Origin of the sequence: Winogradskyella vincentii (assembly GCF_020166345.1) — a bacterium.
Classification (GTDB): Bacteria; Bacteroidota; Bacteroidia; order Flavobacteriales; family Flavobacteriaceae; genus Winogradskyella; species Winogradskyella vincentii.
The window spans coordinates 327,782-340,284 of sequence record NZ_JAIUJS010000001.1; the positions used below are offsets into that span (position 1 = coordinate 327,782).

The window sequence follows — 12,503 nt, forward strand, 5'->3', positions numbered from 1 at the left end:
GGTTAAACCAATGATTTTTATATAGTTATAATTAATTCGCAATTGAAAGTGCTTCTTTTATTCGTTCTACTTCTTCGCCTATATCACCAGCGCCTATTGTTAATACTATTTGAGCATCTGAATTTTTTATTTCATTGATCAACCCAGACTTCTGAATCAATCTTTTATTTGGGTTCTTAATTTTGCTTAAAAGCCAGTTCGAGCTTATGCCTTCCAATGGCAACTCACGTGCAGGATAAATATCTAACAACATAATCTCATCAAATTTTGAAAGACTCTGCGCAAACTCATCTGCAAAGTCTTTGGTTCTGCTAAAAAGGTGAGGCTGAAAAACTGCTAATACTTCTTTACCAGGATACATTTCCCGAACTGCATCATAAACTGCATTTATCTCTTCAGGATGATGGGCATAATCATCAATAAAAACAAAATCATCAGTTTTGATTTGGTAGGTAAATCTGCGTTTAACACCCTTATAAGATGCTAAACCCTTGGCGAGCTGATCGAGAGGGCACCCGTATTCGACAGCCATCGCCAAGGCTATTATTGCATTCGACAGATTATGTCTACCAGGTAGGCTAAGCCTGAAATCTTTATAAGTTTCGAGAGGTGTTTTAAAATCGAAAACATAACTCCCGTTATTTATTTTTATGTTTTGTGCGGAATAATCCGATGAGTCTTCAATTCCATATGTTATTCCATTAAGTGGTAAACCATTTTTTACATACAGTTTACCATTTGGTTTAATACAATTAGCGAAGTCTTTAAATGACTTTATTAATTCTGTTGCATCTCCATAAATATCCAAATGATCAGCATCCATTGAAGTGATGCAAGCCAAATCTGGAGACAAAGTCAAAAACGATCTGTCAAACTCATCTGCCTCAACAACGGTTATTTCCGTTCCGTTTAGAATTAGATTTGAATTATAATTTTCACTTATTCCACCAAGAAATGCTGTAACTGGAGCTCCACAATCGTTCAGTAAATGACCCAACATGCTTGTTGTAGTAGTCTTACCATGCGTACCTGCAACCGCCAAACAATAAGTGTGTTGTGTTATTGCTCCTAAGATTTCGGATCTCTTATATACCTCGAAATCATTATCATTAAAAAACATCAATTCAGAATGTGTTTTAGGCACGGCAGGCGTATAAACAACAACAGTCTGTTCCTTGATTTTATACTTATTATCTATTGCGCCTACATCTTCATTGAAGTGTATCTCAATACCTAGTTCCTGGAGTGTTTTTGTTAATGCCGTTTCCGTTCTATCATAACCAGCGACTTGTTTTCCATTTGCTACAAAATAACGTGCAATGGCGCTCATGCCAATTCCCCCAATCCCTATAAAATACACGTTATGTATGTTACTCAAATTCATGCCTTTTCTAATAGCTTTTCAATTTCATCTACGATTTCATTAGTTGCATTCGTATGTGCCAACTTCTTAATATTTGAGCTCAACTCAAGCCTTCTATTATCATTAGAAATTAATTCTGAAAATTCGTCTTGAAATTTAGCATCCAAGTCCTTTTCAATAATTAATATTGCTGCATTTTTTTCCTCAATTGCCTTTGCATTTTTTGTCTGGTGATCTTCTGCTACATTGGGAGAGGGCACAAAAATCACAGGTTTACCTACCACGCACATTTCAGATACAGAAATAGCACCAGCTCTAGAAATAATGACATCCGCCGCACCATAGGCCATTTCCATTTGGTTTAAAAACGCATGAACTTGAATATGATCTAATTTGCTGTAAATCTTATATTGATCGTAATACAACTTACCACATTGCCATATTACTTGAACATTTTGATCTTCAAAAAATTCTATATTATGCTCAATAAGTTGATTAATTCTCCGTGCGCCCAAACTACCACCCAAGACAAGCAATGTATGCTTATTATGCCTCAATTTAAAGGTGTCTTTTGCCTCTATTGAATTATTCTGAAGTTCTAGTAAGTCCTTTCTAATTGGGTTGCCAGTAAGTTTTAGTTTGTCCTTCGGGAAAAATCGCTCTAACCCTTCATATGCAACACATATTTTATCAACCTTCTTAGCCAAAAGTCGATTAGTAATTCCAGGAAAAGAGTTTTGCTCTTGAATAAGACTAGGTATCTTCTTAGCTGTTGCAACTTTCAATAATGGCCCACTTGCAAATCCTCCAGTGCCAATAACAACATCGGGTTTAAAAGTTTTTAGAATTTTCCTTGAACGAAGCAAACTAGCAATAAGCTTAAAAGGAAAGATTAAATTCTTCAGAGAAAGTTTTCTTTGGATTCCAGAAATCCAAAGTCCTTCAATTTTATAACCGGCTTGTGGCACTTTATCCATTTCCATTCTATCGGATGCACCTACAAACAATAATTTAGCATCTGGATAGCGCTCCTTTAATTCGTTAGCGATAGCAATGGCAGGATAAATATGTCCTCCTGTGCCTCCACCTGATAATATGAATTTATAGTTTCCCATTATATCGCTTCGCTTAAAATATCTAAAGGATTATCGTTTTCTGTTTCTTCCTTGCTCTTTATTTCTTGTCTTTTAGCGCTAACGCTTAGAATTATTCCGATTGCCAAACATGTCATCCAAATGGAAGTACCTCCGCTACTTATTAAAGGAAGTGTTTGCCCTGTTACTGGAAATAACTCCACGGCAACGGCCATATTAATTAATGCTTGAAATACAATAGGCAATCCAACTCCTAGAACTAAAAGTTTACCAAAAATGGTATCAGCTTTTTGAGATACAATTACAATTCTGAATAACAACCAACTATAAAGTACCAATAAGAATAGGCCACCCAATAAGCCGTATTCTTCAATGATTATTGCAAAAATGAAATCTGACGATGATTGTGGCAAAAAGTTTTTTTGCCTGCTTTTTCCAGGACCTACTCCTTGAATACCTCCTGAAGCAATAGCAATTTTAGCTTTTTCAATTTGATAATCTGCCTCAGTATCCTCTCCATTAGCAAAGTTCTCAATCCTGTTCATCCAAGTATCAACTCGATTTGGCATAGCCTCAGGAAAAGCCTTTGCCACTAGGACAAACATTGTCAGCGCCAAAATTCCAGTTCCAATTATTATCAATAAGTATTTTACTGGGTAACCACCTATAAATGCTAACATCATAATCATTGTAAATATGATAGCTGTTGTTGAAAAATTTGCAGGAAGTATTAATATTAAAATTAGAAATACAGGTGCCCAAAGAGGAATAATAGTTTCATTAAATGAAACAACTTTATCCTTTATTTTAGACAGGTAACGTGCTACATAAACCATTAACACAACAGCCGCTAGTGTAGATGTCTGAAATGACATATTTACAATGGGTATTTTTATCCATCTACTTGCATTTGCGCCATCTATTGTTGTTCCCTGTAATAAGGTTACCAAAAGCAATACAAATACAATTGGCAACATTATCATTGACAATCCTCTGAAGTACCTATATGGAACCTTATGAACTCCATACATAATAGAAAATCCAAGAAATAAATGCATAAAATGCTTAACAAAAAAAGAAAAGGTATTACCTGCACCACGAGTATAAGCCAAATTACTGGCTGCACTATAGACAGGTAAAAAGGAAAAAATAGCCAACAACGTTGCAATCGCCCAGATTGCTCTATCCCCTTTTATTTGTGTTAATAATTTCTGCATGCTTAACCCTCAGTAACCAAATGAGCCCCTAATTCAAATGGTCATTAATATTTATAAATTACGTACTGCGTACTTAAATTGACGTCCTCTATCCTCATAATTTTCAAACAAATCAAAACTCGCACATGCTGGAGACAATAAAACATTATCACCTGCCTCTGAAACCTTATATGCAATTTTAACCGCCTCACTCATAAATTGAGTTTCAACAATTATATCTACCATATTACCAAAAGCCTCAAACAGCTTTGAATTGTCTACACCTAAACAAATGATAGCTTTAACTTTTTCATTCACAAATGGAAACAACTCTTTATAATCGTTGCCTTTATCTACTCCTCCAACAATCCAAACCGTAGGAGCATCCATACTCTCTAATGCAAAATATGTTGCATTTACATTTGTTGCCTTAGAGTCATTGATGTATTGTACCTTATTTATTTTTAGTACATGCTCTAATCTGTGTTCAACACCTTGAAAATTTTCTAGGCTTTCCCTGATTGTTTGTTTTCTGATTTTTAATAAATGTGCAACAGTAGATGCTGCCATTGCATTTTTAATGTTGTGTTTCCCCTCTAGTGTAATGTTCTTTGTAGGCATAATTAGCTTGTTGTTATCTATTGTTATCGTTATCTCGTTGTTATTGTAATAGGCACCTTCTTTTATCTCATTTTTCAATGAAAAAGGCAATAATTTTGATCGAATTGAATGGTCTTGCAACCAATTAGTAATGATTGGATCATCAGCATCATAGATGAAATAATCTTCAGAAGTTTGATTTTCTACTATTCTGAATTTTGATGCGATATAATTTTCGAATTTATAATCGTACCGATCTAGATGATCTGGTGTTATATTGGTTAGAACCGCAATTTTTGGTTGGAATTGCGAAATATCATCAAGTTGAAAACTACTTACCTCAAGCACATAGTTTTGATGATTTTCCATTAACAGTTGCTTCGCAAAACTATCACCAATATTCCCAGCTAGACCAACATCTAGGTCTTGGCTTAAAATATGATGTGTTAACGTTGCAGTTGTGGTTTTACCATTACTACCTGTAATAGCTACCAATGTTGCATCAGTATATCTTGAAGCAAATTCAATCTCAGAGACCACTTGGATATTAGCAGATCTGATTTTTTTAATCAGTTCTACCTTATCTGGTATTCCTGGACTTTTCATTACAAGATCAGCATTCAGAATTTTTAATTCTGTATGCTTCTCATCTTCAAATTCAATCTCATTATTTAAAAGAACGTCCTTATATTTTTTCTTAATTGTTCCCTTATCAGAAACAAAAACTTCAAATCCTTTTTCCTTTCCCAAAAGCGCTGTACCAACACCACTTTCTCCACCACCAAGAATTACCAACCTCTTCATTATCTTATCTTCAGTGTGACTATAGAAATAATGGCCAAGAGTATTCCTATAATCCAAAATCGTGTTACAATTTTACTCTCGTGATATCCTGATTTTTGATAGTGATGGTGCAGAGGTGACATCTTAAATATTCGCCTACCTTCTCCGTATTTTTTCCGTGTATATTTAAAGTAACTTACCTGCATTACAACAGATAAATTCTCAGCTAGGAAAATGCCACATAAAACAGGGATTAACCATTCCTTTCTAACTGCAATGGCAATGACGGCTATTATACCACCAATAGTTAAACTTCCAGTATCTCCCATAAAAACCTGAGCTGGATAAGCATTGTACCATAAAAAGCCTACCAAAGCTCCAACAAACGCCGCGATATAAATGGTTATCTCCTCAACATTTGGGATGTACATAATATTGAGGTAATCTGAGAATATGATATTACCAGAAACCCATGCAAAAATGCCAAGAGTCAGAACTATTATTGCTGAAGACCCTGCTGCCAATCCATCAATTCCATCGGTTAAATTTGCACCATTTGAGACTGCTGTGATAATGAAAATACTCACTAAAATGAATATAATCCATGCGTATTTTTTTAAATCCGGACTTATCCAAGTTATAAGACTCGAATAATCAAATTCATTTCCTTTTACAAAAGGAATTGTTGTTTTTGTAGATTTATCTTCAGCTTGAAATAGCTTTGCAGCAGGTAAGTCAGGGTTTTCAGCCAAAAGAACTTTTTGTTGCTCAATTGGTAGTTTTTCCTTTATTGTTACATCTTCATGAAAATAAAGTGTTACACCTACTATAATTCCCAATCCAATTTGGCCCAAGACTTTAAATCTACCCTTCAATCCATCCTTATCGTTTTTAAACTTTTTAATATAATCATCAATAAATCCGATAGTTCCCATCCAAACAGTGGTAACTATAAGTAAAATGATATAGATATTCTCAAGTCTAGCTAATAGTAAAACAGGAATAAGCGTGGCGAGAATTATAATAATACCACCCATTGTTGGTGTACCTGCTTTTTCAACCTGCCCCTCTAACCCTAAATCTCGTATGGTCTCACCAACTTGTTGTCTTTGTAAAAACCGTATAATCCGTTTACCGTATATAGTAGATATTAGCAGAGACAATATAATTGCCATAGCCGCCCTAAAAGTCAAGAACCCAAACAAGGTCGCACCTGGAAACTGAAATTGTTGTTCTAAATATTCAAATAAGTAATACAGCATCTACTTTTGCAATTGTTTTAATAGTTCTTGAACCGTTTTATAATCATCAAAATCAAATCGTTGGCCTTTTATTTCTTGATAAGTTTCATGTCCTTTACCAGCAATCAGGATTATATCTTTTGATGATGCCATCTGGCAAGCTGTCTTAATAGCTTGCTTTCTATCGGTTATTGATAAAGTCTTTTTGAAATTTTGAGGCTCAACACCTTTTTCCATATCTGCTATTATGGCATCAGGATCTTCACTTCTAGGGTTGTCACTAGTGAAAATCACCTTGGTACTTAAGGCTGAGGCAATATGAGCCATTTTTGGCCTTTTGGTTTTATCCCTATCACCACCACAACCTACAACAGTAATTAACTCCTCATTTTTGGTCCTTATACTGTTTATAGTTTCAAGCACGTTTTTCAACGCATCAGGAGTATGAGCATAATCCACAATTGCCGTAATTCTATCTTCAGAAATAAAGTACTGAAAACGACCGCTTACATTTTCCAGCTCACTTATAAGTCTTAATATCTCATTATTTTCAAGTCCTAGGAGTTCAGCTGTACCATATATTGCCAATATGTTATAAGCATTAAAATCCCCTATTAACTTGGTCCATAATTCATTATCGTTTAGCTTTAGTAGCAAACCGCTAAAATCATTCTCAAGAATTTGAGCTCTGTAATCAGCATAGTTTTTTAACGCATAAGTGAATTTTTTGGCTTGCGTATTTTGAAGCATAACCAATCCATTCTTGTCATCAATATTGGAAAGTGCAAATGCAGTCTTTGGCAATAAATCAAAAAACGTCTTTTTAACATCTCTATATTCGGCAAACGACTTATGATAATCTAGATGATCATGAGAAAGATTAGTGAAAATACCACCAGCAAAACTTAACCCTTCTATTCTACTTTGATGAATGCCATGAGAGCTTGCCTCCATAAAGCAATATTCTACACCCTCGTCATTCATTAACTTTAAATACTTATTTATACTTAAGGAATCTGGTGTAGTATGAGTAGTTTTATATTCTTTGTTATCTACCATTATCTTAACTGTAGACAACAATCCAACTTTATAACCAGCTTTTTTAAATAATTGATATAAAAGACTTGATACTGTTGTTTTACCGTTTGTACCCGTTACTCCTACAAGTTTTAAGTTTTGAGAAGGATGCTCATAAAAGTTTGCTGCCATAAAGGCTAATGCCTGATTTGAATTAGCAACCTCCACATAGGTGATTCCTTCATTTAATTGATCTGGTAATTTTTCGCAAACAATTGCAATTGCACCAAGCTCAATAGCTTTCGTTATATAATCATGTCCATCGGAAAGAACTCCCTTTATAGCTACAAATACATCTTTGCTAGAAATTTGACGTGAATCGAATTCAATCTTTTCAATGTCAATACCAGTGCTACCAACTACAGCATTTAAAGTGACCTTGTATAATATGTCTTTTAAAACATTCATGATGCCTCGAGAACAATAGTTTGATTTGGCTTTAATTTTTGATGCTTATCGATTGACTGCTTTCTAACAACTCCACTGCCATTTAATTTTACATTTACATTTACCTGAAGATTCTCTAATAAAGCAATAGCATCCATTGCTGGCATACCCACAACATATGGCATTAACTGCTTGTACTTATTAGCCATGTCGTTATAGTTGCCAAAATCTTCATTGACAATATTATTTTTGAAATCTAGAGATTGAACCTCCTCAATTATTGGAGTGTCTGTATAAATTTTTTGTGCAATGCGTTTAAAGACAGGACCAGACACGTCTGCACCATAATACCCAACCTCTGTACTAGGTTCGTGGATGACTACAATACATGAATACTTAGGATTGTCGGCTGGAAAATAGCCAGCAAATGAGGAGACATATTTCTTGTCTTTTTTCCACTCCTCAAAATTCGCATAATCGGTTCTTGCTGTTCCTGTTTTACCTGCCATGGAGAAAGTTTCAGAATACATTCTTTGTCCAGTACCTCGAATAACAATATTCTTTAAAATGTCCTGAATTTCTAAGAGGGTTTTGTCTGAACATATATTATCAACTAAAACCTCTTTTTCAAACACCTCAATATCCTTATCAAAAGACTTAACGGCTTTAATAAATCGTGGCTTAATAAGCTCACCGTTGTTGGCAATTGCATTGTAAAATGCTAGAGTTTGCAAAGGCGTGAGAGTTAGGTTGTAACCATATGCCATGGAAGGAAGTGCGTTTTTACTCCAATTAGATGCTCCTGGCTTAGCAATATCAGGCTTGCCTTCTCCAATAATTGAGACTCCCAATGGCTGATCTAGCCGCCATTTATTGAGTTTATCCAGAAATTTATTTGGGCTACTAGAATAATTATCATCTATAATTGTGGCCAATCCAATATTTGAAGACACCTCAAGTGCTTTTGCAGCCGAAATTTTACCATATCCTCCTCTATGTGAATCGCTAATAGTTCTTCCATAAAAATATTTAATACCGTTTTTGGTATCAACTATTGTAGACGTATCTATAACCTTATCCTCTAAAGCTGCCATCACAGCCATCACCTTAAAAGTGGAGCCTGGCTCATGGCTTTCTCCTACAGCATAGTTTAACCTTTCATAATAGAAACCATTCTTATTTCTACCTAAATTTGATATAGCCTTAATTTCACCTGTCTTAACATCCATAACTACCACGCAACCATGATCTGCTTCATATTTTTCAAGCTGTCCTAATAGTGAGTGGTGTGCTATATCTTGAATGTTTACATCAATAGTCGTATATACGTCGTATCCATCTTTTGGTTCTATCTGATTAAAATCTGCAATTGGTTTCCATTGACCATTACCAATCTTCTGCTTTAATCGTTTGCCGTTTTCACCTCTTAAATACTTTATTCCAAAAGCACCATCAATACCAACCCTAGTTGCATAACCATTTTCGTCAATTTTTTCATAACCAATAGACCGTTCGGCGATTCTACCCATTGGATGCTCACGTTTGGTCTTTTGACTAAAAACAAATCCACCTCTGATCGCTCCGAGATTCAACAAAGGAAATTCCCTGAATCTTATAAAATCAGAATAGGATAAATCTCTTGCCAACAAAACATATTGGTTGTCGGTTTCTCTTGCCTTTCTCAATTTGTTTTGAAAGCTGGAGGCTGATTTACCCGTAAACGCCTCGAGAGAATCACATAAAGGCCTTATATATGTCTCGAAATTTTTGTTAGATGAAGTCACAGGATCAATCCCAACATCGTATTTCGGAATTGAAGTTGCTAATAAACTACCATCAGCAGAATACACGTTACCTCTATTTGCAGGTATCTCAAAATCTTTTACCGTTCTTTTCTCCGCTAACTCCCTATATGCGTCACCTTGAATAAACTGAATACTGCATAACTTAAACACAACAGCAAGCGCAAAAACAAATAACGATCCCGAAACAAAGTATAATCTATTTAATATGTTAGTTTCTGTGGTTGCCAATCTCTAATTACTCACTTTGTGATTTAACTTTTATTTTTTTTGGTGGTATTTCGGATATTTCAATACCCTTATCTACCACTTTATTGATTATGGTTGATTCCATTTTCAGGCGCATTAATTTGGAACGACCATCAACAAATGCAGACCTTAACTCTTTTACTTCATTTGTCAATCTTGCTATGTCATGTACTTTCTTATCGGCACTATGAGAGCTTGCAATCATCACAACTGCTAGCACAGAAACAAAAATGATAATGCGCCAATTTTTGAACGAATCATCACTTATGAGAAATTTGCCACGTAATATGCTATAGATGTTTTTCTTCATATTTTTTCAGCTATCCTCAATTTTGCGCTTCTGGCTCTGCTATTAATTTTAATTTCTTCTTGTGATGGTATTATTAAACCACCAACTTTTTTTAGAGGCACCTCATAATTTCCGAACACATCGCGTTCTGGTTCTCCCTCAAACAAACCATTTCTAATAAATCTTTTAACCAATCTATCCTCTAAAGAGTGATAAGAAATAAAAGCAAGCCGACCTCCCTTTTTTAATATTTCGGGCATTTGCAGAAGCAGTTCTTTTAATGCTTCAATTTCTTGATTGACTTCAATTCTAATTGCCTGATAAATCTGCGCCAATACCTTATTTTCTTTTTTGTGATTTAAAAACCGTTTTAGAACAGCTTTTAATTGCTTACTAGTTTTAATCTCCTCTTTAGTCCTTTCCGAAACAATTTCTCTTGCCATTGCAGGTGCTTGTCTTAATTCACCGTATTGATAAAAAACTTGCTTTAGTTGCTCTTCATCATAGGTATTTATCACCCCAAATGCAGACAAAGTATTCTGTTGATTCATTCTCATGTCTAAATCAGCTTCAAATCGGGTTGAAAAACCTCGCTCAGCCACGTCAAACTGATGAGATGAAACACCGAAATCGGCTAACACACCATCAACTTCCTTAACTCCGTAAAACCTTAAGAACCTTTTTATAAACCTGAAGTTCTCATTAATGAGAACGAACCTGTCATCATCAATAGAATTTGCTAAAGCATCCTTATCCTGATCAAACGCAAACAACTTCCCATCTTTACCTAATCTTGATAGTATTTCTTTGCTATGACCACCTCCTCCGAAAGTGACATCTACATAAATTCCATCTGGTTTAATATCTAAACCATCAACAGTTTCTTTCAGTAATACCGCATTATGATAAGCCATTGTCATTCTCATCTTGACCCATTACCTCTTCAGCTAAATCTGCAAAATCTGATGTTGCATCATCGATTGCTGTTTCGTATTTGTCTTTGTCCCAAATTTCAATAATGTTAACAGCAGATGCTAGTACCACATTTTTTGTTATACCAGAAAAGTTTATCAAATCTTTAGGGATGAGAAGACGCCCAGCATTATCCACCTCTACCATTTTTACTCCTGCAGTGAATCGTCTTATAAAATCATTATTCTTTTTCTTGAAGCGATTTAGCTTGTTCACTTTATCCATTAGCAAATTCCATTCAGCCATTGGATAAAGTTCTAAGCATGGTTGAAAAACTGCACGCTTCAAAACAAAACCATCCTGCAATGCAGATGAAAGCTGCTTTTTTAATACAGCTGGTATCATCAACCTTCCCTTGGCATCTGCTTTACACTCGTATGTTCCTATGAATGATTTCAATTAATTAGTAATCCAAATTTTAACGATTGAATTTCAAATATATTGAAAAAAACACCACATTTTACCACATAATCCCACATTTGTTGATAAGTTTTATTTTTAATCGATAAAAAATTTCGTGGAATACAGCAAAATCAGCATGTCGAGTAATAATTTTCATGTGGTAATTATTAACACTAGATGAGAAAGATTAAGTTCCCTAAAAAATTGATATTTTCTGCGTAAACTTTAATTTCAAAAGGATTTAGTTATATTTGTTTTTAACACGAAAGCACTAACATTATAAATGGCACACCTTTTAAAAAAAGAGAAGGATTATAGTTATATTGAAGTAGGAGAAGGCACACCAATTATAGTGCTCCATGGATTAATGGGAGGACTAAGTAATTTTGATGCAGTAACTAATTATTTTGGCTCAAATGGCTACAAAGTAATTATACCAGAATTACCTATTTATACCATGTCCCTAGTTAAAACCAATGTAAAGAGTTTTGCTAATTACCTAAAAGATTTTATCGATTTCAAAGGATTTGAAGAAGTCATTTTGTTAGGAAATTCCCTTGGCGGTCATATAGGATTGTACCACACGAAAATGTACCCTGAAAAAGTTAAAGGACTTGTAATCACTGGTAGTTCAGGGCTTTACGAAAGTGCTATGGGAAGTGGGTATACCAAGCGTAGTGACTATGAAGTCATCAAAAAGAAAGCACAAGACGTATTTTACGACCCAGAAGTTGCAACCAAAGAAATTGTTGATGAGGTTTATGCAACTGTAAATGATAGAAATAAATTGGTTAAAACCTTGGCTATCGCTAAAAGTGCCATAAGACATAATATGGCTGGTGATCTTCCAAAAATGCACACTCCAACATGTATAATTTGGGGTAAAAACGACACGGTTACACCTCCTGATGTGGCGGTAGAGTTTCATCACCTCCTACCAAATTCTGATCTATATTGGATTGATAAATGCGGGCATGCCGCCATGATGGAGCATCCAGAAGAGTTCAACAAAATCCTAAACAACTGGTTAGAAAGCCGCCAATTCTAA

General features: G+C 34.9%; 11 protein-coding genes. 1 reads left to right on the plus strand and 10 read right to left on the minus strand.

From position 1 onward, the window contains the following. Positions 1-31: 31 nt before the first annotated feature. From murC to mraZ, 10 genes are read right to left on the minus strand one after another with little or no spacing between them, the layout of a single operon-like run. A complete protein-coding gene (murC, locus tag LBV24_RS01595; RefSeq protein WP_224476857.1) occupies positions 32-1,384 on the minus strand; it encodes a UDP-N-acetylmuramate--L-alanine ligase in 1,353 nt (450 codons plus the stop codon). Then, on the minus strand, positions 1,381-2,478 hold the full coding sequence (murG, locus tag LBV24_RS01600) for an undecaprenyldiphospho-muramoylpentapeptide beta-N-acetylglucosaminyltransferase (RefSeq protein ID WP_224476858.1): 1,098 nt from the start codon (positions 2,476-2,478) through the stop codon (positions 1,381-1,383). Before murG ends, murC begins: the two co-directional genes overlap by 4 nt. After that, complete coding sequence (locus tag LBV24_RS01605; RefSeq protein WP_224476859.1) at positions 2,478-3,674, minus strand: FtsW/RodA/SpoVE family cell cycle protein; 1,197 nt, start codon at positions 3,672-3,674, stop codon at positions 2,478-2,480. The genes murG and LBV24_RS01605 overlap by 1 nt, the downstream gene beginning before the upstream one ends. 51 nt (positions 3,675-3,725) lie before the next feature. After that, entirely contained in the window at positions 3,726-5,057 is a 1,332-nt protein-coding gene (murD, locus tag LBV24_RS01610; RefSeq protein ID WP_224476860.1) for a UDP-N-acetylmuramoyl-L-alanine--D-glutamate ligase, read from the minus strand. Then, a complete protein-coding gene (gene mraY, locus LBV24_RS01615) occupies positions 5,057-6,298 on the minus strand; it encodes a phospho-N-acetylmuramoyl-pentapeptide-transferase (RefSeq protein ID WP_224476861.1) in 1,242 nt (413 codons plus the stop codon). Before mraY ends, murD begins: the two co-directional genes overlap by 1 nt. Continuing rightward, positions 6,299-7,762 (minus strand): UDP-N-acetylmuramoyl-L-alanyl-D-glutamate--2,6-diaminopimelate ligase, encoded by a 1,464-nt coding sequence (locus LBV24_RS01620; RefSeq protein ID WP_224476862.1) that lies wholly within the window; start codon positions 7,760-7,762, stop codon positions 6,299-6,301. It lies immediately after the preceding gene. Beyond that, entirely contained in the window at positions 7,759-9,774 is a 2,016-nt protein-coding gene (locus tag LBV24_RS01625) for a penicillin-binding protein (protein WP_224476863.1), read from the minus strand. The genes LBV24_RS01620 and LBV24_RS01625 overlap by 4 nt, the downstream gene beginning before the upstream one ends. A gap of 7 nt (positions 9,775-9,781) precedes the next feature. Continuing rightward, the gene (locus LBV24_RS01630) at positions 9,782-10,102 is read right to left on the minus strand and encodes an FtsL-like putative cell division protein (RefSeq protein WP_224476864.1); all 321 of its coding nucleotides are present in this window, start codon (positions 10,100-10,102) and stop codon (positions 9,782-9,784) included. After that, positions 10,099-11,007: a 16S rRNA (cytosine(1402)-N(4))-methyltransferase RsmH gene (gene rsmH / locus LBV24_RS01635; RefSeq protein ID WP_224476865.1), complete on the minus strand. Its 909-nt coding sequence runs from the start codon at positions 11,005-11,007 to the stop codon at positions 10,099-10,101. Before rsmH ends, LBV24_RS01630 begins: the two co-directional genes overlap by 4 nt. Continuing rightward, positions 10,982-11,452 (minus strand): division/cell wall cluster transcriptional repressor MraZ, encoded by a 471-nt coding sequence (gene mraZ, locus LBV24_RS01640; protein WP_224476866.1) that lies wholly within the window; start codon positions 11,450-11,452, stop codon positions 10,982-10,984. Before mraZ ends, rsmH begins: the two co-directional genes overlap by 26 nt. A 286-nt stretch (positions 11,453-11,738) precedes the next feature. Between mraZ and LBV24_RS01645 the strand changes: the two genes are divergently transcribed. Then, a complete protein-coding gene (locus LBV24_RS01645; RefSeq protein WP_224476867.1) occupies positions 11,739-12,503 on the plus strand; it encodes an alpha/beta fold hydrolase in 765 nt (254 codons plus the stop codon).

Bases quoted from the DNA above. Each gene is read 5' to 3' on its own strand.
- murC (WP_224476857.1), bottom strand. From the start codon at position 1,384: ATGAATTTGAGTAACATACATAACGTGTATTTTATAGGGATTGGGGGA.
- murG (WP_224476858.1), bottom strand. From the start codon at position 2,478: ATGGGAAACTATAAATTCATATTATCAGGTGGAGGCACAGGAGGACAT.
- LBV24_RS01605 (WP_224476859.1), bottom strand. From the start codon at position 3,674: ATGCAGAAATTATTAACACAAATAAAAGGGGATAGAGCAATCTGGGCG.
- murD (WP_224476860.1), bottom strand. From the start codon at position 5,057: ATGAAGAGGTTGGTAATTCTTGGTGGTGGAGAAAGTGGTGTTGGTACA.
- mraY (WP_224476861.1), bottom strand. From the start codon at position 6,298: ATGCTGTATTACTTATTTGAATATTTAGAACAACAATTTCAGTTTCCA.
- LBV24_RS01620 (WP_224476862.1), bottom strand. From the start codon at position 7,762: ATGAATGTTTTAAAAGACATATTATACAAGGTCACTTTAAATGCTGTA.
- LBV24_RS01630 (WP_224476864.1), bottom strand. From the start codon at position 10,102: ATGAAGAAAAACATCTATAGCATATTACGTGGCAAATTTCTCATAAGT.
- rsmH (WP_224476865.1), bottom strand. From the start codon at position 11,007: ATGAGAATGACAATGGCTTATCATAATGCGGTATTACTGAAAGAAACT.
- LBV24_RS01645 (WP_224476867.1), top strand. From the start codon at position 11,739: ATGGCACACCTTTTAAAAAAAGAGAAGGATTATAGTTATATTGAAGTA.